Raw genomic sequence first — 25,525 nt, 5'->3', positions numbered from 1 at the left:
CTAAATTCCTTCGTGATCGTTGCGCTCCGAAGAATCGGATGGCGGTGGTGGTGGTGGCGGAACCGGCGCCGGGCGGATGTCATTATCGCCATTGCGATGCTGGTCGCCCTGCTCAATTTCATCCGGCGTTGTGTTGCCGCCAACCGGCGTATTCATGACCGGTTTGGCAGAAGATTCGCCAAAATAATAGCCCATAATTGAGCCGATCAATCCGCCGAGCGCTGCTGCAACTGCCTGCACACCTTCGAGCATATTATCAAACGAGCCGCCGGCTTTCAACATCACATAAAACAGTGCAAGTCCAAAAATAGATACCAGAATCAGCGCCAGCAAATGCCGAAAATCGTTGATGATTTTTGCCAACGCTTCCGCCAGCAAAAAACGGATGCTGTTCCGCACAGGACTTTGGCTGTTGTCCTTCGGGCGGGAATAGCGCCCTTTGTTGAAAATCCACGCCAGCCACTGAATAAACAAAATTGCCGCTGCAATCATGCCGAGCAGCACCCAAATTCCGTTGCTGTTTGCAGAAAGATAATCGAGGAATCCCATAGTTTTCACCATTTTTTGTTTGGTCTATATTACGGAAAATCGGGGAATCAGACAAATTTATTTCGGTCGATTATTCGAGATTGAACAACAACTTAACGCCTTCGTTTAATCGGCGGACCGTCCAATATGCGTAACCAAAAACCAGCCAAATCAGCGCGAAGAGAATGAACCATTTCAAAATCGTCCAGAATTTGCCAAAAATATCGCCGATGGCGGCGAGCACCTGTCCCGTATCGACCGCCAACCGCAGCAAATCCGTTTCCAGTTGGTTCAGTCCGGCGATGATATCCACAATGCCTACCATAGAATCCATAATTCCCAACATGCTGGAAAATGTTGATTTGGTTTCGGTCAATCCCGGAATTTCCGGACCGTTGATGCTGGGCATGCCCACTTCCACCGGTTTCATTTCCAGATAAAACCACGGGTATTCATCCAGCCGTTCAATTTCCGGCCGGATGTTCAGCGACAGGTTCGGTATGCTCAAATCGGGCATTTTCACGGGCATCTCGGCGATATAATCCGCCGCGAACGATACTTTCGTGCGCACTTCGCGCAGCGGCTCCGCCAATCGCTCGAATGCACGCCCGGATTGGTCAATCGTAAATCTGGCGTTGGCGTTCAGACTGGTTAGGGTGGCGCTCATTTTTCGCACCGGCTCCGCCAGTTTTTGATACACATACCAACCGCCAAATCCGATGGCGGTTATCAAAATTAGCGGAATCAACGTATTTATGATCAAAATAAAGCCACGAATGCGGTTCAGCATGGCGTTTACCTCATTGGTTTTCGGTTTGATTCAAAAAAAAGCGGTGCCCCAAATATCAAATTTTCGGGACACCGCAATTTGTAAATTCTATCGATCATTGCCAACGATTTATTGGAAATATCTATTTTGCTGCGAAATCATTTTTGAATCGCTTTCCGCAATTTCACCGGTTTGCGGGCTTTGCGGATGCGCAAATTGAGCATTTCGACAACCACGGAAAACGCCATCGAAAAATAAATATAGCCTTTGGGAATGTGCATGTCGAATCCTTCGCCGACCAGCGCAACGCCAACCATAATTAAAAAGCTCAGCGCCAGCATTTTTAGCGTCGGGTGTTCATCCACAAATTCGCCGATTGCTTTTGCCGATGCCATCATAATTAACACTGCGATCACAATTGCGATGATCATCACCGCAACATCTTTCGCCAAACCGACGGCGGTAATCACCGAGTCGAGCGAAAAAACGATGTCAATGATGGCAATTTGGGTGATTATTCCCGCAAAACTGGCAGCTTTTGTACTCGCGTGATGCTCCTCCTCGCCCTCCAGCGAATGGTGGATTTCCCGGGTGCTTTTGGCAATGAGGAACAATCCGCCGATCAATAAAATGAGATCTCTCCCGGAAATTTCCTGTTGCAAAACGGTGAATAACGGTGTGGTCAGTTTCATAATCCAGGTGATGGACAGCAGCAGCAAAATGCGCATCACCATTGCCAACGCTAATCCGACTATGCGACCTTTGTTGCGTTGCTTTTCCGGCAAACGTCCCACTAAAATGGTGATAAAAATAATGTTGTCGATACCGAGAACGATTTCCAAAACCGTTAACGTTAGCAATGCAACCCACGCTTGCGGGTCAGCAATCCATTCCATGTGTTACCCTTTTATTTTGAATCCAAGTATTTGATTTTCATGAAGTTGGTTGTTGCAGATTATTTCAGCGGACCGATTTTTGATTCCACTTTTTTCAGCAGTTCGCCGTTTTGGATGAGCGCCAGCATGTTTTCGATATCGAGATAAATCGGGCGATCTTTTTCCAGAAACGGAACGTGTTTACGGATCGTTTCGAATGCCGCACATGTGCCTTTTCCGAACAGCGATTCCGGGCTGGTATCAAATTTCTGGCGTTCGCGATTGAGAATCAGCTCCAACGCCTGAGCCGCGTATAATAGCTCAATTGCCACCACTTTTTGAACATTCGCGAGAATTTGCCGGGCTTTCCGGGCGCTGATCGGCGACATGCTCACGTGGTCTTCCTGATTTTCACAGGATGGGATCGAATCGATACTGGCCGGATGCGCCAGCGATTTGTTTTCCGATACCAGCGATGCAGCTGTGTATTGGGCAATCATCAACCCGTTTTCCAAACCCGGATTGGTGATCAGAAACGACGGTAGTCCCCGATTGAGATTTTTATCCGATAACCGGAAAATACGCCGTTCGGAAATGTTGCCGACTTCGCAAAGCACGATGCTCAAAAAATCGCCGGCAAATGCCACCGGTTGTCCATGAAAATTACCGCCGGAAATGGCTTTGCTGTATTCCTGTAAATCCGGGAAAATAATGGGGTTATCGTTCGTTGCGTTCATCTCGATGGTGATGGTATTTTCGATAAACCGCAGCGTATCGCGCACACCGGCCATCACCTGCGGATGACAGCGCAGGCTGTAGGCATCTTGCACCTGTTCAAAATGGCGATCCAGTAACATGCTGCTTTCAGTTAACCGGCGAATATTTTCCGCCGTGTCGATTTGCCCGGGATGCGGGCGCAATTGGTGAATTTCCGGGCGAAATGCGGAATAAATGCCCTGCAACGCTTCCAGACTCATGCTCATGGCAATGTCAGCAAGTTTAACCAATTGTTGGGCATCGTGATAGGCCAGCGCCAAAATTGCCGTGGTAACCTGGGTGCCGTTGTTCAGTGCCAAACCTTCTTTTGCTTCCAGCCGGACTTGTGGAATGCCAGCCCGTTTCATGGCTGCCCTGCCGTTGGTCAGTTCCCATTGTTTGGTTTTGGGATCCAAAATGTAGGCACGACCGGTGTACTCCGGATTTTTCACTCGCCCGATATCGGAAATCACTAATGCCAGATGCGATAATGGCGCTAAATCGCCGCTTGCCCCCAACGAGCCTTGCGAGGGAAGCCACGGTATTACGTTCTTTTCGAGCATTTCCAGCACGGTTTCGACCACTTCAACCCGGATGCCGGAAAAGCCTTTGGCGAGGGTATTGGCGCGCAGCATCATCGTTGCGCGGGCAACATCCAGCGGCAGCGGATCGCCGGTTCCGGCAGCGTGACTCATAATCAGGTTTTGCTGGAGCAGGTGCAATTTCTCTTTGTCGATAGAAACAATCGCCTGCGAACCGAATCCGGTGTTGATACCGTAAACCACCGGCTCGCCATCTTTCTGAACGCGATCCACCCAATCGCGGCTGCGTTTCATGCGCTTTTGGGCGTCTTCGGAAATATTCACCCGGATTTTGGGATGTCTGGCGGCGGTGACGAGGGTATCGATGGTCAGGCTTTCGCCATCGAGTACGAGATGTAACATATCATTGGATTGTGTGGGCATTGGGCGTTTCCTGCATTTCGGTTTAAAGCAAAAAGCCCGCAATTTGCGGGCTAGTTCACTTAGTTGATGATGTCGGGGTGAGAAGATTCGAACTTCCGACCTCCTGCTCCCGAAGCAGGCGCGCTAACCAGGCTGCGCTACACCCCGAATAAAACGCTGGCAAATATATAGATTCTGGATTCCATTATCAAGAATTAATTGCAAATTTCTTTTTGCCTCCGCAGGGCTGGCAAAAAAGCCAGCAAATTGGCGAAGTGTTCAAGAGTGTTGGAAAAAAAGTGTGACTGTGTTAAATTGAAAGCTTGTTATGAAATGAACAATATCAACGACTGTAGAATGGAGGATAAACACTCGCATGGAATTTTTTATTGCACTGATTACCGGATTACTTGCCGGCGCCCACACCTCAACCTGGGGAATGTATAAAGATTCGCCGCACGAGGGTTTCACGAACCGGCAATTTTTTCGCAGTATTGTTATTAGCGGCATTGCAGCGCCGGTAATCTGGTGGGTCAGCAAACTGGATTTAACAATGGCAGCGAATATCTGGCTGCTGTTTGGTTCCACATACGCTATCGAACGCCTGATTCTGGAATATTACAAAACATTTTTACGCGAACAGGATCAATCCAAATACACCATTCCGATGCAGTTTGCGGTGTTCGGCAAAGTGGTGAAAAGCCGCAGCGCGCGGCTGACCGTTGGCGCGGGTTATGCATTGGGCATCATTTTGATCGGTTTGGGGTTGAATTATATGGAAACCAATAAAGAAGTGTTCAGCGGATGGCTGGGTATTTTTTTGGCCGGCAGCATCGGCGGGTGGGTTTCCGCTTTCGGCGGTGCGTGGAAAGATGCGCCCATCGAAGGTTTTGAAACGTTCAAATTTTTCCGCAGTCCGGCATTCGCGTTTTTTTACGGTGCGCTGGCTGCACTGTTCACCCAAAATTTCTTTCTGATTGCGCTGTGCGGCATCGGTTTTACAGTTGCCACAATCGAAACGTATAAAACGTTTTTCTTCCCCAGCAAACCGCGCGGCAAATTTGCCGAAACTCCGATTCACTTTCCGGAAATGCTCAAAAAACGGCAGTATTTTGTGCCGCTGTATGTGTTTGTCTGGATTGGGGTTATCGCATGTTTTATCATCGCATTGAACCAACCGCGATTCGGTTGGTGGTAAACCAAATTTCGAACCAATTTTAATTGTAAAAGGCGGGTAATCCCCGCCTTTCTTTTGATAAATGATGCAGAAATATGTTTACCGGAACAGGTTGCGCAGCACATTCCCGGTGAGCGCACCGACACCACCGCAAATAATCGCAATTAATCCGGTGATTCCGATCAGCAAAAACGGGCTGCCCACGTTCATCATTTCCGCAATTTTTTGGGCGATGATGGCGGCATCGTTAAAATACTGATAGGTTGCTACGCCTATCCAAACCAATCCCGCGCTGGACAATCCTACCAAAAAGCTGTTCAACGGTTTTTTGCCAAAAATCAGGCCGTAAAATAGTGGCAAAACCAAAATCCACCACCAATATGGCTGAAAATAATAGAGCACGAGCATGGCGATTATCAATAAAATCATAGCGTCACTTCTGTTTAGCGTTGGTTTGTTTTCTGGAAAAAGGTTTTGTTGACCAACCGTTCGTGAATTTCGCCGGGTGAGGTCAAATACAATAATTCGTAATACAATCCGGCAACCCAGGGATCGATAAACTGGTCATATTTTTTGGAACCGGGATTCCCGGTTTGCCCGCCGGGATAAATGCCCCATGCGATCGGTTTTGGCGAATCCAGTTGGACGATCATTCGCCACGATGGCCCGTGATTGGCTTTGATTGCGTTTACCGCAATCGCGTCGCCGTCGGTCGGCAATTTTTTTCGCCCCAAACCGGACATTCGCGCAAGATGCTGAATTTCCGTTCCCCGTGCGGTTCCCCATCGCCAGGCATTTCCAAATTCACCGAATTTTTGGGTTAGCTTATCGGTTGTTTCCCGGAATGTTTTTTGAACGATATCGCCGTATTGCTCAACTTCCGGCGTCAGCCGGTCATCGAAATAAGTGCTGGCAGTATCTTCGGAAAGCAGGCGCATCGTCACATCATCGTTCGGGTAAAGAAAAACGCTGTTGGCATTTCCGGGCAAATCGTCATCCCAAATGGCGGCTGTGAGCGCTTCGAACCAGTGTTCAAAAATCGTTGGCGCAATAAAATCGCGCTGATTGTCGAATTTCCAATTGCTTAATTCGATGAACGTAATATGCTCGCCGGCGGTCATTTGGGTTGTGTCCAGCGCTGCCAACATCGTTGGCAAAACGGTTCTAGCGCGCAAATTCCGGTTATCGAGCTGCAGTCTCATCATCCCCTGCGGGGTAATTTCACTCAGTTCGCGTAACCGTTCGTGAATGCGGGCGCCGCGTTCAAATGTGGCATACTGTCCGAGCATCAAATATGGGTAATTTTCGTCCACCGGTTTTTGGTTGGCAGATGCCAAAAATCCCTGCCGGGGATTTTCACTATACGGCAATTGCGAAAACGGGATGTAATTTTTCCAGTCGTACGCTGCGTCTGTGCCGTCGCTAATGTATCGTCCCTGCTGCGGCCAACGCACCGGGAATTTTCCGGAATGGCGCAGTGCGATATCACCATCAACTGAAGCAAAAACAATATTTTGGGCAGGGCATTCAAAATAATGCTGCGCCTCGTTATAATCCTGCAAATTTTCCGCCCGATTCATCAGATAAAATGCTTTCACCTCATTGGAAGGATCGTGCGCGGTCCAGCGAAGCGCTGCGCCGGTCGGAACGTTATCGGAAAACGGTGTTTCGTCATCCATATAACTGACCGGTCCGTGATGGGTGTACGCAACGGTATCGAAAACGGTTTTGGCGCCGCGAATCTTGATCGCCTCGGAACGTTTTTGGGTTGGCAACCACTCGCCATCGTAAAAATATTCGTTTGCCTGCGCATTTTTGAATTTGATTTTATACCAGTCCATCACATCCGTGCCAGCGTTGGTCACACCCCACGCCACGTTTTTGTTGAACCCGATGATGATCATCGGAACGCCGGGAAGGCTGACGCCATACACATTTACGGATGGGGAAATCAATTGCGATTCGTACCAAATCGACGGGAGGTTCAATTTCAGATGCGGATCGTTGCACAAAATCGGTTTTCCGGTGGCGGTTTTGCTGCCCGCAACCACCCAATTATTGCTGCCGTTGTTGGCTTCAGGCTGGATAATCTGGTCGAAATCTGTGTGAAATTTGCCGGAAAACAGGCTGTCCGGCGCTTTCGGGCGATCGACCGGTGAAAATGCCCAGCGAATATTTTCGGGCATGATCGCTTCCATTTTAAATGGCGTCGCCTCAAATAAATTGGCGGTTGTTTCGCCACCCATAGCGTTGCGGATTTCGCTGTACTGCACTTCTTCGTTGCGTCCGGTCAAATCCCACGACATCATTTTAAGCACGAGCGCACTTTTCAACGGCGTCCAGATTTCCGGTTTGTAATCCAGAATTTTGTATTCCAGCGGCAATTTGCTTTCATCGAGCTGGCGAATCCATGCGTTGACGCCCTTTGCGTAAGCTTCAACCGCCTGATAGGCTTGGGCATCCTGCCGAACAGATTTGAGCGCATTTTCCGCCGCGTAAACCATTCCAACACGCCGGCGAAAATGATCGTGCGCCACAATTTGCGGTTTGTTTCCGAGAATTTCGGCAAGCCTTCCGGCGGCAACGTATGTCAGAAATTCCATTTGCCACAACCGGTCGCGTGCTTCCACAAATCCCTGAACCATGTATAAATCGTGATCATTTTGGGCAAAAATATGCGGAACGCCGCGATCATCCCACGAAATTGCAACAGATTCCTTCAATTCCGGCAGATCGACCGTTTCGTTCAACGGCATTTTTTTGTCGCCATTTGCCCAAAATCCACTGTACGGGTTGAAAAATTTTCCCAGCGGAAAAGGAACCTGCGGCGATATCGAACGATCCAGCGCAGCGAACAATCCAAAAAATATAACAACACAAACAATTGCGGGTGTCCATTTCATAAAGCATCTTCTGTTTGGGTTAGGTAAAAAGGAATTTATCAATTTTCCGGGAGAAATCCATGCACTTATCATTAGAATCTGAATATTTTTTGACCAATTTGCGATTCTCTCTGCAATTGCAAAACGCTTTTCAAATCGTTAGATTTGGCAAAATTGAATTGATTTTAAAGAAAGGAAAGCAATGACAGCGACCCATTTTGATAAACAACAGGCGTATGAAAAAATTTTGCAGCGTGCCGAAGCTGTGTTGTCCGGCGATGGCGATCGCGACCAAAAACTGATGAATATTTGCAAATTGCTCGAATCGGAAATTCCCTATTTTGATTGGGTGGGGTTTTACATCGTTGATCCGGAATCGCCACGAGAGCTGGTTTTGGGGCCGTATGTGGGCGCGGAAACGGACCACACCCGGATCGGATTTGGCACCGGCATTTGCGGTCAGGCTGCGGAACGCGAGGAAACATTCGTGATTCAGGATGTTTCAAAAGAGGATAATTATCTGGCGTGCAGCTTAACGGTGAAATCGGAAATTGTGGTGCCGGTCTTCAAAAATGGTGCGATTATCGGGGAATTGGATATTGATTCGCATGTACTGGAGCCGTTTACACCGGCAGATAAACAATATCTGGAAATGCTTTGTAAATCGCTGGAAAATATTTTTTAGCGAAAATTCAATTTTCTAAAACAAAAAAGGGCGTTTTAAAACGCCCTTTTTTTCAGGTCTAATCTTATAAAAATATTACACTTACGTTTTTCTGTGTTTTAGTTTGTCCTTTAAATAACGGTTGCTCAGTTCGATCACAATTTTTCCATCATCATCCGGCACAATATCAATTCTGGACCGTCGCAGCCACAACCGGTTGCCATTGTAGTCGACTAAAATATGCGTATCGCTATCGTAAATAATCTGGTTGATCGTAATTCGGCTACGTTTTTTGTTAAAAAACATCACAGCAAACTCCCATCTTGTTCCATTAAAATTGAGGAAGCCGGGAATATTTTGCGTGGAATAGCTTCGTTCCAGTATCAGTGCCGGTTCAATCGTCGTCTTCCAGTGATTTTATTTCTCCGTCCCAGTTATTCCATTTATGCAAATTCAATCGCACACTTCCGAGAAAAGCCTTCATTCTGGCATGCAGCGGAACGCGTTGGGCATCCTGCGCAAACCATCCTTCAAAATCTTCTTTTAATCCGGCAATGCCCACAAATTTCATTTTGCCATCGAGAAAATAGCCATCCACTTTTTCGCCTTTGGCTTTCAAATCTTCTACTTTGCCGGTAAAATTGATGTTGGTTTGGTTGAAATTATTAAATGAAAAAACGGTGACGTCCGCAGTATCGCTGCGCTCTACATTTGCGCGCGCAAAAAACAGCAGCGAAAAACCATCCTGAACCCGTCCGTTCAAAACGGTGGAGGAATCGAGCACAACTTCTGTCCGGTCGTCATCCTTGTAGCGTTTTTCCATGAACATGAGCACTTTGCCTTGTTCATAATCGAAATCGTATCGGGTGTATAAAATGTGGTCGCCACCCTGTTCCCAGGCTTCCGCGCGGTGCGAATAAACATCTTCGTCGATCAAACTTTCATAAGTGTCATCGAGATTGACAAAGGGAATCGCCGAACTGGATTTCATGTGCATCCGGCAGCGGTAAACGTTGCGTCCGGCGAGCGTATCTTTGTTCAAAATCCAGAATTTTAAGCTTCCTACAGTCAAAAAACTGTATTTCACTTTATACTCCAGCTCCTCCCCCACTTTCCATTTAAATTGGGGCAACGGCTGGGTTGGCTTTTTCAAATCGCCATCCGCATGCAGCGGAACAATTTGCAGCAAAGTTGTCAATATCAGGAGCAGTGTAAAAATAAAGCGTCTATGTAGTTGAATCATAAATAGTTATACGTTTGGTTAATGTATCATTTTAATTACCGCAATATAGAGTGTTTACGCGCCAAATACAATGAAATACGATTTTGCTTTGCCCTTGTTCCTTTCCAAAAAGCTTGAAATCACAAAATACATTTCATAAATTCGCCGTTCGCGTAGCCATAATTTATGATTTTGCATAGATTTAAAATATGCAAAAGTACTGTTTCAATTTGATGTATAATCAATGGAGTTTCGAATGGGATACGACTTCAGGACGATCGAGCAGAAGTGGCAAGCCTATTGGGAGGGCAACAAAACTTTTCGCACGCCGGAATCCTTCAATCCGGATCAACAAAAATTTTATGTTTTGGATATGTTTCCGTATCCGAGCGGTGCGGGATTGCACGTCGGACACCCGGAAGGTTACACCGCAACAGACATTATTGCGCGATATAAACGCATGAACAATGTCAACGTTTTGCACCCGATGGGTTGGGATGCCTACGGTTTGCCGGCAGAGCAATATGCTATCGAAACCGGCACGCATCCCGCAGTGACCACGCAAAAAAATATCGATAAGTTTCGATCGCAGTTAAAGGCGCTGGGTTTTTCGTATGATTGGGATCGCCAGGTGGACACGACCGATCCGAATTATTATCGCTGGACGCAGTGGATTTTCCTGCAACTCTACAAAAAAGGGCTCGCGTACATTGCCGAAGTGCCGGTAAACTGGTGCCCCGCGTTGGGAACGGTTTTGGCAAACGAGGAAGTGATCGACGGAAAAAGTGAACGCGGCGGGCATCCGGTGTATCGCCGGCCGATGCGCCAGTGGATGCTGAAAATCACCGAATACGCCGAACGGCTGCTGGAAGATCTGGAAGGATTGGATTGGCCGGAAAGTACCAAAGAAATGCAGAAAAACTGGATCGGTAAATCCGAAGGTGCGGAAGTTACTTTTTCTGTTGACGGAAGTGAAGAAAAAATATTGATTTACACCACTCGCCCGGACACGCTGTTTGGCGCAACCTACATGGTTTTGGCACCGGAACACGAACTGGTGGATAAATTAACCACAGTGGAACAGCGCGATGCAATCGTTGCCTATCGCGAAGCCGCCGCCCGAAAAAGCGACCTCGAACGCACCGAATTGCAAAAACAAAAATCCGGCGTGTTCACCGGCGGATACGCCATCAATCCGGTGAACGGCAGCAAAATTCCGGTGTGGATCGCCGATTATGTGCTGTCCACTTACGGCACCGGCGCAATTATGGCGGTTCCCGGACAGGACGAACGCGATTGGGAATTTGCCGAAATTTACGATCTGCCGATCATTCGCACGGTTCAACCGCCGGCGGATTTTGAGGGCAAAGCGTTCACCGGCGATGGTCCGGCAATCAACAGCCAGTTTTTGAACGGGCTGCATGTTGCGGAAGCCAAATCCAGAATAATCAACTGGTTGGAAGAAAAAGGCATCGGTGAGCGAAAGATCAATTACAAGTTGCGCGACTGGTTGTTCAGCCGCCAGCGCTATTGGGGCGAGCCGTTCCCGATTTTACACCACCCGGATGGCAGCACCATCGCCATCGACGAAAACGAGCTGCCGCTAACGCTTCCGGAAATGGAAGATTTCAAACCCAAAGCGGGCGACAAAGATGACAAAAATCCGCAGCCGCCGCTTTCGAACGCGCCGGAAAGCTGGAAATTTGTTGAAAAAGACGGCGTAATTTACACTCGCGAATTTAACACGATGCCGCAGTGGGCCGGCTCGTGCTGGTATTATTTGCGTTTCATCGATCCGCACAACGCGAACGCACTGATCGATCCCGCAAAAGAGAAATACTGGATGAATGTCGATCTGTATGTTGGTGGCGCGGAACACTCGGTATTGCATTTGTTGTACGCGCGATTCTGGCACAAGGTGCTGTTCGATATCGGCGTTGTTTCCACAAAAGAGCCGTTCCGGAAACTGGTGCATCAGGGCATGATTTTGGGCGAAATGGAATACGTGCTCTATCGCGATGGCAGCGGAAATCCCGTTTCCGTTGAGCAGGTGCAAAGCGACAACACCATCAAAAGCAGCGGCGAAAAAGCAGTTGCCGAAAAATTGAACGAAGATGAGACCGAAAAACGCGGTGATGCATTTGTTTGGCGGGAAAACCCGGCAATCCGCATTGAGGCGAAATCCTACAAAATGAGTAAAAGTCGCGGAAACGTGATCAACCCGGATAGAGTGGTGGAAGATTACGGCGCAGATGCGCTGCGATTGTATGAAATGTTCATGGGTCCGCTTGAACAAATGAAACCGTGGAGCATGAAAGGCGTTGAGGGCGTTTATCGCTTTTTGAATCGCGTTTGGCGGTTGTTTGTGGAAGAAGACGGACGGCTGATGCCGCAGATTCAGGATATCGAGCCGGGTAAAGATGAGATGTTCCATCTGCACGCGACCATCAAAAAAGTGAGCGAAGATATTGAGAACATGCGGTTTAACACCGCCATCGCGCAAATGATGACATTTGTAAACGAAGCCAACAAATGGCGCAAATGCCCCCGCAGCGTGATGGAAACCTTTGTGCTGCTGCTCAGCCCCTTTGCCCCGCATATCGCCGAAGAATTGTGGGAAAAACTGGGTCACACAACATCGCTGGCGTATGAAAATTGGCCGCAATTTGATGAAAAATATCTGGTGCAGGATGAATCGGAAGTGGTGATTCAGGTGAACGGAAAACTGCGCTACAAACTCTCGCTGCCGGTCGGACTGGACAAAGCAGCCACCGAAAAAATGGCGATGGAAACCGATCGCGTGCAGGAGTTGATCGTTGGCAAAACGGTTGTAAAAATTATAGTTATTCCCGATCGATTGGTAAACATCGTTGTTCGATAAATTAAAAAAGCCTGTCAAACGACAGGCTTTTTTTTGATCTCATTTTTTGGCAGCTTGCAAACCACGCCACCACATCACCCGAAAATAAATTGAATCGACCTCCGCAACGCTTTTTTCGAACATTTTGGCGATCTGCTTTTTTGTATCACTCTCATTTTCCTCAAATGTCAGCGGGCTGATTTCCTGGGCATACATGCTGTCCAAGATCGTGTTATATAACAACTTATCGACTTCGCTCGGTTCGTAATCGAAAATCGCATCGTCCTGTTGCCAATCATCCAACCGCCATTGGTAGCCTTTTCCGGGTTTGTAAATACCGCAATTTTTGGTTTTGTCATTTTTATTTTGATCATCCCGGAGCACAAAAACAGTTGTTTTTTTCTCCGGTGGCGGCGTTCCCGGAAACTGAACAGCCAGCTTGATTTGCTCCATTACATCAAATTTGTTCAAATAGGTCGGCACTTTGATAGTGATGACATCCTCGTTGGTGCTGAACAACACTTCTGCGCGGCGATAGCGAATGTCCACTGTATCCCAGGCTGCGATTTCCTGCGCATAAGCGCAACAGAAACAGGTGCTTACAATTGCAATCAGAGAAAACTTGCGAATCATATTTCTCCAAAAATTGAGTGGTTTTCTGCCAAAATTTTTTACAAAACAGTATTTTGGATTAATGTTCTTCCAAACATTTTCCGTCCAATATACGAAATTTTCTGGCGAAACGCTGTGCCAAATCGAGGCTGTGGGTGACAACAACGAGGATATTTTTTTCGGATCGATGAAGATCAAACAGCACATTGGCGAGCGTATCGGCGGTGCTGTGGTCGAGGTTTCCGGTGGGCTCGTCACACAAAACGATGGCTGGCGCGTTGATCAGCGCGCGCGCAATCGCAACCCGCTGGCGCTCACCGCCGGAAAGCTCCGCCGGAAGATGATTGATCCGGTGCGACAACCCGACTTTCTCGATCAGGTCGGTTGCGCGATCGCGCGATTTATGGCTATCGACTGGAAAAGCGAGCGTGGGCAGCAACACGTTTTCCAGTACAGAATATTGCGGCAACAAATGGTGATCCTGAAACACAAATCCGACAGTGTGGTTGCGAAATTTTGCCAATTCCGCATCCGCCAATTCAAACGGATTTTTTCCATTAATTAAAACAGCGCCGGATGTCGGCGAATCGAGCGTTCCCAAAATATGCAATAGTGTGCTTTTTCCGGAACCAGAGGGGCCGGTAATTACCAGCGATTCGCCGGCGGAAATATCAAACGACACATCGCGAAGCACTTCTACCGTTTGGGATTCCGTTTGGTAATTTTTAACCAGATGTTTGACTGACAGCATTTTTCGTTCGCCTCAACCTGTTTTCGTTCGCACCGGAGCCGCATCTGCAACTGACATCCCGAGATATTGTTGATAGACATTCAGTGTTTCCATCGCCATTTTTTGATCGGAAAAATCGCGGTGGACTACGGATTTGCCATTTTTTCCCAACTGTGCACGCAAATCGGGATTTTCCAACAAACCGTGCAGCGCATCAGCCAGTCCGCAGGGTGAATCCGGTTCAAACAAAACACCGCCGCCGGTGGCGGATAAAATTTCCGGGAAAGCGCCGTGATTGGGCTGCACCGCCGGAACACCGTTCGCCAGCGCTTCAAGCAAAAACAGTCCTTTCGGCTCGTGATAAACGGTGGGCACGGACAGCACATCGAGGCTGTTCAAAAATGCGATTTTGTCTGTGCGATCAACTTCACCGACATGCTCAACCAAATGCTCGATGCCGTGATTGCGAATGGCGGTTTTCACACCTTCAAAATAGTGATGATCGCGTTTGCCGAGATAGCCCGCAATTTTCAGCCGGACACTGTTTTCGCTGGTTCGTTTCGCCAGTTCTGCAACTGCATCGACCAACACATGCAGCCCTTTTTCCGGACAAATACGTGCGAGATAGCCAATCACAAATGGATTGTTATTATTGATGTTACGCTCTGTTTTTCCGTGTCCGTCCAGACCAATGCCCAGTCGCACCGAATGAATTTTTTCGGTGGGCACTGCCAGATATTCGCTCATGAAATTGCGGTAATAATCGCTGGTTGCGATGAAGCCGTCCATGTCTTTTGCGCGTTCGCGGAGCAACGCAATCGCCTCTGTGCGATACGGCTCAATCAGGTCATCGAGAAAAATATCCTCGCCCTGCAGCGCGCACAACACTGGCACATCCAGCGCATTTTTGATCTCCTTTGCCATCCCCGCGAGCATCGAATTGGTGATTTGGACAATTTGCGGCTTATAATCATTTTTCAGCCAATCGACCAGTTTTTGCAGCTCTTTTCGCTGAAAACCGTCCTCACCTTTGAGCATCGAAACGGTCAATTCGCCGAGATCGCGGGCGTTGGTGGAGGCGTTCACTTTGGCGAGATAATTCACGATGCCGGGGCGATCCATCAGCCAATCCAGCCAGCCGGAGCGATTGCGCGCCCACGCAAATTTTTGCTCGAGATACACGCTGATGCCGTTGTAAAACACACGGTCGATGCTTTCCGCAGGCTCGTCCGTGCGCATGGGCGTGTAGGTGGGAATGAGCGCGATGTCATGTCCCAGTTCGCGGATGGCGCGCGCCAGCGAATTATCGCGGATGCAACTGCCGCAATACATGCCGCCTGCGCCGGCTGCGATGTAGGCTATTTTTAGTTTATCATTCATTTTTTTGAATCTTTCAACACTTTTTTATATCGAAAAGTTCGCAGCGTTTTGCAAAGACATCTGACAGAAAATGGAGATTCCTGCCTTCGCAGGAATGACCGCTGAAAAGGTCAACCGCATCTACGAAGGTTCGCGTCTGCTGTTTTTATGCATCAACGTTACCGAAAAAAATTGTCGAGCACCTGTTTTTCCGGTGCTTTGGTGAGCAACGAAATCACAATCAACACAACTGCTGAAACAGTGAACATCACAGCAACCGGCATCAATCCGCTGCCGCCGACGCTGTATCCGGGATTGTCCCAGGCCATCGAGAAATAGTAAATCCATAAAATCGCGACAGATATAATTGATGCAATAATCCCGTTTGCGGTGCTTTTTCGCCAATAAATCGCAGCGATGGCAATCGGCAGCAGCGCCGCAAATCCGCTAAACGACCACACAGCCAATTTAAAGATACTTTGCCGGACAATCAACGACAGCCCGAAAGTAACCAACAAAATCGCCAGGGCAAAGGCGCGACCGAGCCACACTTGCCCGCGTTCGCTCAGTGTGTTGTTCCGGCGCGTTTTGACGATATCGTGGGTGAACATGGTGCTGAGCGCCAGCGTTTGGGAATCGAGTGAGGACATAATTGCCGCGATCACGCCGGCGGCGAGCAACCCGCCCATCACGCCGGGCGCGTATTGCGCAACCATTTGCACCAGCACGCTGTTGGCTGCGGGACCCTGCAATCCCGCAAAATCGATGTTGCCCATCACGCCGAGCAACACGCTGGGAATCCAGACAATCGCGATGCAAACGGGATATAAAATGATCGGCAATCGGAACGTGCGGGCGCTTTTTGCGGAAAGCCAGTGCATGAAAATATGGGGAAACATGCCCACAGACAGCGGGATAAACGTGTAGCTGAACAACTTCACCGGCGGGATTTTTTCGCCGCGAATGAGCAATTCCGGGCGAATTTCGGCAACGGTTTTCATGGCTGTTTCGATGCCGCCGAGCGACCGGACTATCACAAAAAATGCAGCGCCGCCAAGTATCATAAATACCAGTGTTTGAAAGGTGTTAACCCATGCAGTGCCGCGCAATCCGCTGTAAGCGACGTAGGTGTAAATCACCGCACAAACGATGATGCTGCCCACCCATCGGGGAATCGCGCCGCCGGTCATGCTGTTCATCGTAATGCCGCCGCCCATCACGCCGATGAGCAGATACGGAATCATCAGCAAAACGATAACCGCAAACAGGAGCAAACCGAGCACATCCGATTGGTAGCGCGCCCGGAAAAATTCAACCTGGGTAACAAAATTGTGGCGTTTCCCGATTTCCCACAATCGCGGTCCGAGGAAAAAAATGGTCACCGGAACCATCAGCGCGGAAGACGACGCCATCAGCGCAAACACGCCAATGCCGTTGTGATACGCTTCGCCGGACGCGCCCAAAATAGAAAATGCGGTCATGTGCGTGCCGAACAGGGTCATCAGCAACACAAACGATCCGATTGAGCGGCTCGCCAGAAAAAAATCCGTTCCCGTGCCGCGAAACAGCCGGTGACTGAGCAATCCGATGAGCAGAACAATTGCCAGATAGCCAAAAATAATACCGGTTATCACGAATCAGCCTGCCTTTCCGATTGATCCGCAACGTCATCCGGCCAGGCAAATTTAATCAGCAACGCCATCACAACAACAACTGCAAAACAATAAACGATGTGATACACCAACCCGACCGGCAAACCGGCGATCAACGAAGCATCGTGCCACAACCACAAATCGTTATGCAATAAATAGAGCAACAGCAGCAATGTGAATACCAGATATTTCATTTTACAACCCGATTTCGATGCTTCCGTACGCCGCAAACGGGTTTCCGGGAATGATTGAATAGCTATCGTAACCTCTTGTAAAATATTCAGTTCCGGCAATGTTTTTCAGGTTCACGCCCAGCCGCGCATTGTTCAGCCGGTAAAAAATGCCCGCGTCTATGGTAGTGTATCCATCCAGCTCCAGCGCGTTATCTTCATCAATAAACTGGCTGCCGATGAAGCGCAAACCGGCATTCACGCCAAACCCGTTGGCAAAATCCTTGATTGCAAAAATATTCAGCAAATGCTCCGGCGCGAATGCGGGACGATTGCCGGAATAATCGAAAACGCCATTTTTGACAAATTTTGTCAGCTCCGCATCGGTAAATGCGTAGTTGGCGAACAGCACCAAATCCTGCAACGGCTCCGCGATGATTTCCAGCTCGACGCCTTTTGATCGCTGATCCGCCACAATTGCGGTGCCGTCGCCCTGCGGAATGGCAAAATCATCTTTTCGCAAATCGAAATACGCCACATTTGCGCGAAGGCGACCGTTTGCCAGTTCACTTTTTATGCCGAACTCGATCTGGTTGCTTTCCTCGGCATCGGCGCTAACCCCGATCTGGGTGGACGGCGGGGCAAACGCGCTACCCATGCTGCCATACAGCGACACGTTTTCGCGCGGCGAATAGACCAAACCAGCCAGCGGATTCAGCCGGTTGAAATCTTTTTCCTCAACCAATGTTCCGGCAGGCTGTCCGGAGGTTACGTCGTAAAAGGTGCGGTTATCATCGTATGAAATGTTATCGAACCGCCCGCCGAGAAATACCTGCAATTGTTGAAATACGGTAATTTGGTCGATCAGATACGGCGCGATATTGGTAATTGACGCATCCGCATCGAGGTTGGGAATCACGAAATTGAACATGTCTTCGGTGGTCGCATCCGCCGGATCGTTCAGGCTGACCGGTGAAATTCCGGGGAAACCCGGCTGCAAAACCGGCGGCACAAATCCCAGCCGGAATTCATCCTGCAAACGACTGAATTCCACCCCGGCGAGCAACCGGTGTTTGGCGCCGGCCGTGTAAAAATTCGCCTGCAATTCCAGCTGATTACCGATCATTTTTTGAACATCGTCCAAACTGTTCACAAAACGGATGACCGTTGTTCCGCCAAAACCATCCGGATATGCGCCGTTGAGCAACGTTCCTTTTGATTGCCAATCGAGTTTGGTGAAATAAAATTTGTTGCGCAGCAACACCTGCGGTGAAATTGAATAGCTCAGGCTCGCTTTGGCGCGATTAATTTTCTGCTCGGAGAAATCGAACGGTGTTTCGTACGCTTCTTCTACGGGGACATCCGGAATTTGCGGATCCGCCGGATTGCCGGTGGCGAAAAGCAGCGGAAGCCCCGCATCCGGCGAATAATTGCTGGTTGCAAATTCGTAATCGGCGTGGAGTGTTATCCGGTCGGAAATGAGCCAGGTGAGCGATGGATTTACGGCGTAGCTGTCGTTTTCTTTGTCATCGCGATGAAAATCGGATTGCTGATACAGACCGTTCACCCGGAATGCGTATCCGCGATCTGCATTGCCATAATTCGAATCGAACGTGCCGCGAAAGGAATTGAAGCTGCCGTAGCTGACGCCGGAGCGCGCAAACTGGCTGAATTGCGGTTGTTTCCGCACCAGGTTCACCGTGCCGGACAGCGGGTTCGCGCCATACAAAAACGCAACCGGACCTTTGAGCACTTCCACCCGTTCGATGTTGTAAAGATTGTAAAACGTGACTTCCGGTTCGGCGGTGCCGTTGGTGAGCACCAGCCCGTTGTCCAGCGAGTTGAATCCGCGAATGGTAAAATAATCGTACACACCGTTCCCGCTTTGCACATTGATGCCGCTGATATTTCGCAAAGCATCGCCGAGCACCGTGCTGTTTTGGGCGTTGAAAACAGCCTGTGTAACCACGCTAACGCTGGCGGGAGTCAACCGGTTTGGCACCGGCAGTTTGGTTGCGGTTAAATTATAGGTCGCAATTTTGCCCTCCTTCTGTTCGGTGACAACCACAGAATCGACGAGGGTCATTTCGGGATGCGTATCTTGCGCAAAAACAAAAACTTGAGTCACGGAAATCATCAACAGTAATCCACTAATGAACCGGGTTAAATTCATTCAACATATCCTTTCACAATCATTATTTAATGTCAGTTTTGAAAAATTAACGCAGGTGGGCAATAGAAGTTACATCATCAGGAAATTTCAACGCAATCCACCCATCCTTTATTTGCATTCGGCAGGAAACCGGATGCGGCTACCCGCCAATTCGGGATCATTTGACGTCGTAACAAACCAGCTCGCTCATATTCCGAACGTATAATTTGCCGTTTGCCAACGCGGGAATTGTCCAGCATCGACCGGTTAACGCGGTGTGGCGACCCAACTCCGTGTATCCGGTTGGCGTTGCTTTGACCAACGCAATCTGGCCGTTTTCGCCCTGCACATACAATTTATCATCCGCCAAAATTACAGAACCTTTGCCAAAATCACGGTTTGCCCACTGTTCTTCGCCGGTGAGTGCGTTAATGCACTTTAAATTTTTGTTATCGAAGCCATATAAAAATCCATCCAAAAGCACGGAACCGTTAAAATGATTGCGGAACAGCCGGTTTGTCCACAACTCGTTCACTTCCCAGCTGCCGTTTTTTTGCTGCAGTTGCACCAACGCAGCGCCTTTGTCGTATCCGGATGAAATCATCACTTTGTCCGGCGCAACTTGCAACGGCGGAACGATATTTAATTCGTAGGATGTTTCCCAGCGATATTTCCACAATTCCGCGCCGGTTTTGGGATCGATTCCGGCCATGCCGTAACCGATGCTGCTGACAATTTGCGGATGCCCGGAAATGTGCATCAACATTGGCGATGAATATGAAGTGGTGCCGTTTTGATATGTCCAAATGGTTTTGCCGGTGTGTTTGTTCAGCGCGACCACCGTTTTTCCGGGGGGAATGCTGCCGCAGATGAACAGCGTATCGCCTAAAATTAACGGCGATGAGGCATACCCGCGATTATACGGGCCATTTTGCTCGTCGCTGAAGGTTTGATGGATGTTCAATTCCCAATTTTTTTGGCCGTTTTTTGCATTCAGCGAATACAAAATGCCATACGACCCGATCGCGTACACGGTTTCGCCGTCGATGGTGGGTGTGGCTCGCGGTCCGTCGCCAAACTGCTCATCGAAATGGTCGTTTAGCGCAAATTGCCATATTTCACCACCTGACCCGGCATTCAGGCAAAAGAGCTTTTCTTTGCCATCGTGCGAAAAAGTGATAAACAATCGATCACCCGAAACAGCAACGCCGGAATAACCGTCGCCAATATTTTTCCGCCAAATTTCTGCGGGACCACTTTCCGGCCAGCGATCGGCCAGCTTTGTTTCGGTAGAAATCCCGTCGCGAGCGGAGCCGCGCATTTGTGTCCAGTCGCTGCCGTTTTCATCGGGAAAGCCAAAGCCTGCAGCACCGGAAAGATACAGAAAAATCCAGACAATCATAATCCATAAGTATCTGTATTTCATAATATTTAACCTTTCAATTTAAATCGATGCAGGCAGCTTCTTCGAGGTTGCGGACAAATAGATAGCCATCAACAAATGTTGGTACCGTCCAACTGCGACCGGCGAGTACTTCCATATTTCCAAGTTCATTAAATTGTTGGGGATTCGCTTCCACCAACCCCACATTTCCGCGTGCGCCGAGCAACACCAGATTTTCGCCGACCAAAATCAGCGAACCCTGACCGTAGCCACGGGCTTTCCACATTTCTGCACCGGTGGCAGCGTCGATGCATTTGAGAATGCTGCCATCGATGCCGTAAACGTATCCTTTGTGAACGATCGATGTAGCCATTTTATTTTTCATCTCACGATTTTTCCAGATTTGCTGCACCGATATTTTTCCAGCGTTTGCGGTCATTTCGAAAACGGCAGCGCCAACACCGTATTCGGACGAAATAAACAGCCGGTTCGGCGCGATAAACACCGGTGTTGCGGCGTTTACGTCGTACGAAGTTTCCCACGGGGTTTTCCAGAACAGCTCTCCGGTTTCCGGTGAAACAGACATCACATGCGATCCGGTAAAAAATATCAATTGGCGAACACCCACGGCTGTTACGATGATCGGTGAGGAATAACCGATGTTATCCGATTGCGATGTCCAAACGACTTTGCCATCCGTTTTATCAAATGCCACTAACGCTTTGCCGGAGTTGCCGCCGGTTTCCACATAAACCAGATTTCCGTCCACCAACGGCGAGCCGCTAAACCCCCATTGCGGCACTTTTGCACCAAAATTTTTGCGCAAATCATTTTGCCAAACCAGCTTGCCGGAATTCGCGTTTAGCGCAAAAACGGAGCCGTGAGAGCTGATGTAATATGCGATCCCATTATCCACCGATGGTGTGGAACGCGGTCCGGAGCCACCCTGCCAATCCGAGAAATGCTGACCAGTATTGTAGCGCCAAATTTCTTTTCCAGTGCGGGCATCGAGGCAAACTGCAAACTCGTTGTCGCCGTCCGATGCCATTGTAAAAGCTTTGTTATCCACTATACTGATGCCGGAAAATCCCGAACCCAGCTCAATTTTCCAGACAATTTTTGGCTCTTTTTCCGCCCAGTTGGTACGAACCGTCGCTCCGGAAACTACGCCGTTGCGATTGGGACCGAGCCATTGCGGCCAATTTTTTTCGATGTCAACCGTTGCCTCGGATGAGTGGATTACTTTTACCATTTGCGGGTCGCCGGTTACCGGTTCGCCGTTTTCGGCTTGAGATTGGCAACCTGCCAAAACCAGCGTCGAAATAGTGGCAAAAATAGCGGTCTTTATGTGGTTCATGGGATTCTCGCTGTTTGAGTTAAACATCGTGGATTTAAAAAACCGGATAAAAAATAGCTACGCTAAAAACCGCACTCAGGTTTCCGGCGAAAGGTGTGTTACGCAAATTTGTTGAGAATTTGTTGGAATGTTTCGCCCATCCAGCAATTGACAAACTGTTCCGTTTCCCATTCGCTGATTTCCGGAGAACCGTTTTGGGCGATCCGGTTGCTCAGTTGCACAAAAATCCGGCGAGCTGCAGCATCGTTTTTATGAGTAAGTTCTGCCAATTGACGGGCAGTTTGCAAAACGGTTTCGGGCGCCACTATTTCATCGATGAATCCAAAACGCAGGGCATCCGACGCAGAAAAGCGTTCGCCGGTTAGCAACAACCGCAGTGCGATTGAGCGCGGCAATTGGCGAAGCAACCGCACTCCCCCGCCCCATCCGGTGATGATCCCGTTGGGCGCCTGCCGGAATGCGAACGAAACATTATCAGCCGCAATCCGGTAGTGGCAAGCGGTTAAAATTTCGCAACCGCCGCCAAGTGCCTGCCCGTTAACAGCAGCAATGACAAATCTGTTGCCCAAATACAAACGGTTGAGAATTTTTTGCATGCGAACGGACATTTTCCGGCAGGATTCCGCGGTTTTTAGCGTGGCAAAATAGCGCAAATCACCACCGGCGCAAAACGAACTTTCGCCGGCGGCGCTGATGATAATCGTTTGAATCGATTCATCTGCCGCTATTTCGTCCAACGCATTTTCCCATTCATCCATCATTTGTTCGTTCACGGCGTTGTGAACGGCGGGACGGTTGAGGGTTATCAGCGCCAACGGCGATTCCCGTTCAACAATTAATGTCGGTTGCAGTGAAGAAATGGTTTTTTTCCATTTTATGATTAAAGTTGTTAATCAACCGTAAAAATCCCGGTCAGAAAATTCGTCATCTTCCCGGTCATCTTGTCCACCGAACATGCTGCTCAGCAAATCGCGGAATTGCAGTCCGGAATCGACCAATTGTTTGCTCAAAAACGAATATTCCGCCAATCCGTGAAGGGCAAATTCCATCAGGAATTGCTGCTCATGCGCTTCGGCTTCGGGATAATAATTTTTTACCAACTCACGCAATCCCGGAACTTTCAGCAACTGCTTCCGGTAGTTTTCTTCCGAAATATCGTTTAAAATGTCGATGTGATTGCCTTCGCCGAACCAACTGACAATTTTCTGATATGGGTTAAATTCCTGCTCTTTTTTGAACTGTTCGGGATTCGGAAAATATTTCGCGAATACCGTGCGGGTGGCTTTCCCGATCAAAATGTGCGCCACTTTCAACGGACCTTCCTGCTCGCCTTCGTACACCAGCTCAATTTTTCCGGTGATGGCGGGAATCACGCCCCAAAAATCCGCAACGCGGACAAAAGTGCGCTCTTCGCCAAACAGCAGCGCACGGCGCTCGCCAGCGCTAATCAGGTTTTCATATCCGGCGATGGTCAAACGGGCGGAAACACCGCTCCTGCTGTCCACGTATTCGCTGTGGCGGGCTTCGAAAGCAATCTGCTCCAGCAATTCCTGCGCAATCGGACTGACGCGCACCATCGATTGCTGCGACAACGCAATATCCGATTCCTGTTCGGTAATTTTTTGGGCGATCTGCACTGTTTTCGGATAGTGGGTCAAAATCTGGCTTTCGATCCGGTCTTTCAACGGTGTTACAATGGAACCGCGATTGGTGTAATCTTCCGGGTTTGCAGTAAACACAAATTTGATGTCCAGCGGAATGCGCAGCTTGAATCCGCGAATCTGAATATCGCCCTCCTGCAAAATATTGAACAGCGCAACCTGGATTCTCGCCTGCAAATCGGGTAATTCATTTATCACAAAAATGCAGCGGTTGGAGCGCGGCACCAGCCCGAAATGGATCACCCGTTCATCCGAATACGGCAGCCGCAAATTGGCTGCTTTGATGGGATCGGAATCGCCGATGAGGTCGGCAACGGAAACATCTGGCGTTGCCAGTTTTTCGGCGTAACGGTCGTCGCGGTGCAGCCAATCGATGGGCGTGCTGTCGCCAAGCTCCGCAATAAGGTCTTTTGAATATCTGGAAATCGGCGCGAGCGGATCATCGTTCAGCTCGGAACCTCCCACAAACGGGACATATTCGTCCAGCAATTGGGTCATTAATCTGGCAATTCTGGTTTTGGCCTGACCGCGCAAACCTAACAAAATGATGTTGTGCCGCGATAAAATTGCCCGCTCAATATCGGGGATTACGGTTTTTTCGTAACCCAGTACACTTTCGAACAGCGGCTCTTTCCGGTTCAGTTTCGTTATCAGATTTTCCCGCAATTCCTGTTTAATCGTTTTGGGGTTATATCCGGATTTTTTGAGATCTCCCAACGTTTTTATATGTGCAATTTGCTGCTCATTCATCAATTTTTCTCCCCGAAAAAACTTGTTATTTAAATCAGGCTAACTTATTTTAAATCGTAAGATATTAAACATCACCATTCAAAGGGAATTTAGTCAATCTAAATTTTTAATGAATAAATTCCTAAACGGTTTCACCCTTTTTACTGAACTTTTTTTCTCGACCTCAAATGAAATTTGCATTTTTTTCAGAAACTGTGTTTTTTAAATAATTCAAAGATATCTGCTAAATCTGGTGAAATATACACCTTCGGTATAAAAATGCAACCGTTCGTCAAAATTTACGATAACCCGCAATTGTTAGCCCATTCGCTGTCACTGGAAATTGTGCATCGTTCTGCTTTTTCCAAAAAACATCGTCAATCACTCAATCTTGCATTATCCGGTGGCACAACACCAACATTGCTGTTCGAAACTATGGCGCAATCCCTTTACAACACCCAAATTCACTGGAAAAATATTCGCTTTTTCTGGGGCGATGAACGCTGCGTTCCGCCACAAGACCCGCAAAGCAATTTTGGCGTTGTTCAGCAAAGCCTGTTTTCTGTGATCTCAATTCCCAAAAGCCGGATCATGCGGATTCACGGCGAAACAAAACCGGAAAAAGCGGCTGAAAATTACAACAAACAACTCACAAAATTTTTACCGCTGAATTCAGAAAACATCCCGATTTTTGACTGGATTTTGTTGGGGATCGGAACAGACGGGCATACCGCATCACTGTTTCCTAATTCTGAAACCCTATCCGACACAAACTTTTGCTCGGTAGCAACACATCCAACCAGCGGGCAAAAACGCGTGACACTAACATTACCGGTAATCAACGCTGCCCGGCGCATTTCATTTCTGGTTACCGGAGCAGAAAAGCAGAAACTGGTTTCGCGTATTCTCAAAAAAGAAAAATCTGTTTCCAATTTGCCAGCCGCAATGGTTCACCCCAAAAACGGAATTTTGGAATGGTGGCTGGATGCCGACGCCGCAAAAGACATATGAATTTGTGCGAAATTGAACTACTTCATCCTAC

Annotated in this window: 22 protein-coding genes and 1 tRNA gene; 4 read left to right on the top strand and 19 right to left on the bottom strand. The window is 48.6% G+C overall.

Annotation, left to right across the window (positions count from 1 at the left end):
* The 5 genes from H6629_21430 to H6629_21410 form a co-directional block, all read right to left on the bottom strand.
* The gene (locus tag H6629_21430) at nucleotides 1-549 is read right to left on the bottom strand and encodes a hypothetical protein (protein ID MCB9070346.1); all 549 of its coding nucleotides are present in this window, start codon (nucleotides 547-549) and stop codon (nucleotides 1-3) included.
* A gap of 70 nt (nucleotides 550-619) precedes the next feature.
* Nucleotides 620-1,318 (bottom strand): hypothetical protein, encoded by a 699-nt coding sequence (locus H6629_21425; protein MCB9070345.1) that lies wholly within the window; start codon nucleotides 1,316-1,318, stop codon nucleotides 620-622.
* Nucleotides 1,319-1,455: 137 nt separating this feature from the next.
* The gene (locus tag H6629_21420; protein MCB9070344.1) at nucleotides 1,456-2,193 is read right to left on the bottom strand and encodes a TerC family protein; all 738 of its coding nucleotides are present in this window, start codon (nucleotides 2,191-2,193) and stop codon (nucleotides 1,456-1,458) included.
* A 59-nt stretch (nucleotides 2,194-2,252) separates the two neighbouring features.
* Nucleotides 2,253-3,872, bottom strand: coding sequence for a histidine ammonia-lyase (hutH, locus tag H6629_21415; protein ID MCB9070343.1), 1,620 nt, complete (start codon nucleotides 3,870-3,872; stop codon nucleotides 2,253-2,255).
* A 93-nt stretch (nucleotides 3,873-3,965) separates the two neighbouring features.
* Nucleotides 3,966-4,040 (bottom strand) — tRNA-Pro (locus H6629_21410).
* A 208-nt stretch (nucleotides 4,041-4,248) separates the two neighbouring features.
* Here H6629_21410 and H6629_21405 point away from each other — a divergent pair.
* On the top strand, nucleotides 4,249-5,070 hold the full coding sequence (locus H6629_21405; GenBank protein MCB9070342.1) for a hypothetical protein: 822 nt from the start codon (nucleotides 4,249-4,251) through the stop codon (nucleotides 5,068-5,070).
* A gap of 78 nt (nucleotides 5,071-5,148) precedes the next feature.
* On the opposite strand, the gene H6629_21400 is transcribed toward H6629_21405, so the two are convergent.
* Both H6629_21400 and H6629_21395 read right to left on the bottom strand, forming a co-directional pair.
* Nucleotides 5,149-5,478, bottom strand: coding sequence for a hypothetical protein (locus tag H6629_21400; GenBank protein ID MCB9070341.1), 330 nt, complete (start codon nucleotides 5,476-5,478; stop codon nucleotides 5,149-5,151).
* A 14-nt stretch (nucleotides 5,479-5,492) separates the two neighbouring features.
* Nucleotides 5,493-7,952, bottom strand: coding sequence for a penicillin acylase family protein (locus H6629_21395; GenBank protein ID MCB9070340.1), 2,460 nt, complete (start codon nucleotides 7,950-7,952; stop codon nucleotides 5,493-5,495).
* Between the two features lie 181 nt (nucleotides 7,953-8,133).
* Between H6629_21395 and H6629_21390 the strand changes: the two genes are divergently transcribed.
* Nucleotides 8,134-8,616: a GAF domain-containing protein gene (locus H6629_21390; GenBank protein ID MCB9070339.1), complete on the top strand. Its 483-nt coding sequence runs from the start codon at nucleotides 8,134-8,136 to the stop codon at nucleotides 8,614-8,616.
* An 81-nt stretch (nucleotides 8,617-8,697) separates the two neighbouring features.
* Here the strand turns inward: H6629_21390 and H6629_21385 are convergent, their stop codons facing one another.
* Both H6629_21385 and H6629_21380 read right to left on the bottom strand, forming a co-directional pair.
* A complete protein-coding gene (locus H6629_21385) occupies nucleotides 8,698-8,901 on the bottom strand; it encodes a hypothetical protein (protein MCB9070338.1) in 204 nt (67 codons plus the stop codon).
* An 88-nt stretch (nucleotides 8,902-8,989) separates the two neighbouring features.
* Nucleotides 8,990-9,838, bottom strand: coding sequence for a DUF3108 domain-containing protein (locus H6629_21380; GenBank protein ID MCB9070337.1), 849 nt, complete (start codon nucleotides 9,836-9,838; stop codon nucleotides 8,990-8,992).
* A gap of 235 nt (nucleotides 9,839-10,073) precedes the next feature.
* Here H6629_21380 and H6629_21375 point away from each other — a divergent pair, with 235 nt between their 5' ends.
* Nucleotides 10,074-12,698 carry a leucine--tRNA ligase gene (locus tag H6629_21375; GenBank protein ID MCB9070336.1) on the top strand — a complete coding sequence of 875 codons (2,625 nt, stop codon included), beginning with the start codon at nucleotides 10,074-10,076 and terminating at the stop codon, nucleotides 12,696-12,698.
* 39 nt (nucleotides 12,699-12,737) lie between these two features.
* On the opposite strand, the gene H6629_21370 is transcribed toward H6629_21375, so the two are convergent.
* The 10 genes from H6629_21370 to H6629_21325 form a co-directional block, all read right to left on the bottom strand.
* Complete coding sequence (locus H6629_21370) at nucleotides 12,738-13,310, bottom strand: hypothetical protein (protein ID MCB9070335.1); 573 nt, start codon at nucleotides 13,308-13,310, stop codon at nucleotides 12,738-12,740.
* A gap of 58 nt (nucleotides 13,311-13,368) precedes the next feature.
* Nucleotides 13,369-14,040 (bottom strand): ABC transporter ATP-binding protein, encoded by a 672-nt coding sequence (locus tag H6629_21365; protein ID MCB9070334.1) that lies wholly within the window; start codon nucleotides 14,038-14,040, stop codon nucleotides 13,369-13,371.
* 12 nt (nucleotides 14,041-14,052) lie between these two features.
* On the bottom strand, nucleotides 14,053-15,399 hold the full coding sequence (locus H6629_21360) for a glycosyltransferase family 4 protein (protein MCB9070333.1): 1,347 nt from the start codon (nucleotides 15,397-15,399) through the stop codon (nucleotides 14,053-14,055).
* Between the two features lie 158 nt (nucleotides 15,400-15,557).
* Nucleotides 15,558-17,012, bottom strand: a complete 1,455-nt coding sequence (locus H6629_21355) for a sodium:solute symporter family protein (protein ID MCB9070332.1) — start codon at nucleotides 17,010-17,012, stop codon at nucleotides 15,558-15,560.
* Nucleotides 17,009-17,224 (bottom strand): hypothetical protein, encoded by a 216-nt coding sequence (locus tag H6629_21350; GenBank protein ID MCB9070331.1) that lies wholly within the window; start codon nucleotides 17,222-17,224, stop codon nucleotides 17,009-17,011. Before H6629_21350 ends, H6629_21355 begins: the two co-directional genes overlap by 4 nt.
* Nucleotide 17,225: 1 nt before the next feature.
* Entirely contained in the window at nucleotides 17,226-19,373 is a 2,148-nt protein-coding gene (locus tag H6629_21345) for a TonB-dependent siderophore receptor (protein MCB9070330.1), read from the bottom strand.
* A gap of 157 nt (nucleotides 19,374-19,530) precedes the next feature.
* Nucleotides 19,531-20,778 carry a PQQ-like beta-propeller repeat protein gene (locus H6629_21340; GenBank protein ID MCB9070329.1) on the bottom strand — a complete coding sequence of 416 codons (1,248 nt, stop codon included), beginning with the start codon at nucleotides 20,776-20,778 and terminating at the stop codon, nucleotides 19,531-19,533.
* A 13-nt stretch (nucleotides 20,779-20,791) separates the two neighbouring features.
* Nucleotides 20,792-22,093 (bottom strand): PQQ-like beta-propeller repeat protein, encoded by a 1,302-nt coding sequence (locus H6629_21335; GenBank protein MCB9070328.1) that lies wholly within the window; start codon nucleotides 22,091-22,093, stop codon nucleotides 20,792-20,794.
* Between the two features lie 98 nt (nucleotides 22,094-22,191).
* Entirely contained in the window at nucleotides 22,192-22,908 is a 717-nt protein-coding gene (locus H6629_21330) for an enoyl-CoA hydratase/isomerase family protein (protein ID MCB9070327.1), read from the bottom strand.
* Nucleotides 22,909-22,986: 78 nt separating this feature from the next.
* A complete protein-coding gene (locus H6629_21325; GenBank protein MCB9070326.1) occupies nucleotides 22,987-24,504 on the bottom strand; it encodes a magnesium chelatase in 1,518 nt (505 codons plus the stop codon).
* A 258-nt stretch (nucleotides 24,505-24,762) separates the two neighbouring features.
* On the opposite strand from H6629_21325, the gene pgl reads away from it, so the two are divergent.
* The gene (gene pgl, locus H6629_21320) at nucleotides 24,763-25,494 is read left to right on the top strand and encodes a 6-phosphogluconolactonase (protein ID MCB9070325.1); all 732 of its coding nucleotides are present in this window, start codon (nucleotides 24,763-24,765) and stop codon (nucleotides 25,492-25,494) included.
* Nucleotides 25,495-25,525 lie beyond the last annotated feature (31 nt).

It is taken from the genome of Calditrichia bacterium, from assembly GCA_020634975.1.
Classification (GTDB): domain Bacteria; phylum Calditrichota; class Calditrichia; order RBG-13-44-9; family J075; genus JACKAQ01.
The sequence above is the reverse complement of the archived record's forward strand: the minus strand, read 5'-3'. Positions and strand labels throughout refer to the sequence as shown.

What these genes read in the sequence shown, in the direction of transcription:
- H6629_21325 (MCB9070326.1), bottom strand. Translation starts at nt 24,504, where the DNA reads ATGAATGAGCAGCAAATTGCACATATAAAAACGTTGGGAGATCTCAAA.
- H6629_21370 (MCB9070335.1), bottom strand. Translation starts at nt 13,310, where the DNA reads ATGATTCGCAAGTTTTCTCTGATTGCAATTGTAAGCACCTGTTTCTGT.
- H6629_21360 (MCB9070333.1), bottom strand. Translation starts at nt 15,399, where the DNA reads ATGAATGATAAACTAAAAATAGCCTACATCGCAGCCGGCGCAGGCGGC.
- pgl (MCB9070325.1), top strand. Translation starts at nt 24,763, where the DNA reads ATGCAACCGTTCGTCAAAATTTACGATAACCCGCAATTGTTAGCCCAT.
- H6629_21340 (MCB9070329.1), bottom strand. Translation starts at nt 20,778, where the DNA reads ATGAAATACAGATACTTATGGATTATGATTGTCTGGATTTTTCTGTAT.
- H6629_21345 (MCB9070330.1), bottom strand. Translation starts at nt 19,373, where the DNA reads ATGAATTTAACCCGGTTCATTAGTGGATTACTGTTGATGATTTCCGTG.
- H6629_21350 (MCB9070331.1), bottom strand. Translation starts at nt 17,224, where the DNA reads ATGAAATATCTGGTATTCACATTGCTGCTGTTGCTCTATTTATTGCAT.
- H6629_21430 (MCB9070346.1), bottom strand. Translation starts at nt 549, where the DNA reads ATGGGATTCCTCGATTATCTTTCTGCAAACAGCAACGGAATTTGGGTG.
- H6629_21335 (MCB9070328.1), bottom strand. Translation starts at nt 22,093, where the DNA reads ATGAACCACATAAAGACCGCTATTTTTGCCACTATTTCGACGCTGGTT.
- H6629_21365 (MCB9070334.1), bottom strand. Translation starts at nt 14,040, where the DNA reads ATGCTGTCAGTCAAACATCTGGTTAAAAATTACCAAACGGAATCCCAA.
- H6629_21405 (MCB9070342.1), top strand. Translation starts at nt 4,249, where the DNA reads ATGGAATTTTTTATTGCACTGATTACCGGATTACTTGCCGGCGCCCAC.
- H6629_21420 (MCB9070344.1), bottom strand. Translation starts at nt 2,193, where the DNA reads ATGGAATGGATTGCTGACCCGCAAGCGTGGGTTGCATTGCTAACGTTA.
- H6629_21395 (MCB9070340.1), bottom strand. Translation starts at nt 7,952, where the DNA reads ATGAAATGGACACCCGCAATTGTTTGTGTTGTTATATTTTTTGGATTG.
- hutH (MCB9070343.1), bottom strand. Translation starts at nt 3,872, where the DNA reads ATGTTACATCTCGTACTCGATGGCGAAAGCCTGACCATCGATACCCTC.
- H6629_21380 (MCB9070337.1), bottom strand. Translation starts at nt 9,838, where the DNA reads ATGATTCAACTACATAGACGCTTTATTTTTACACTGCTCCTGATATTG.
- H6629_21375 (MCB9070336.1), top strand. Translation starts at nt 10,074, where the DNA reads ATGGGATACGACTTCAGGACGATCGAGCAGAAGTGGCAAGCCTATTGG.
- H6629_21425 (MCB9070345.1), bottom strand. Translation starts at nt 1,318, where the DNA reads ATGCTGAACCGCATTCGTGGCTTTATTTTGATCATAAATACGTTGATT.
- H6629_21385 (MCB9070338.1), bottom strand. Translation starts at nt 8,901, where the DNA reads ATGTTTTTTAACAAAAAACGTAGCCGAATTACGATCAACCAGATTATT.
- H6629_21390 (MCB9070339.1), top strand. Translation starts at nt 8,134, where the DNA reads ATGACAGCGACCCATTTTGATAAACAACAGGCGTATGAAAAAATTTTG.
- H6629_21400 (MCB9070341.1), bottom strand. Translation starts at nt 5,478, where the DNA reads ATGATTTTATTGATAATCGCCATGCTCGTGCTCTATTATTTTCAGCCA.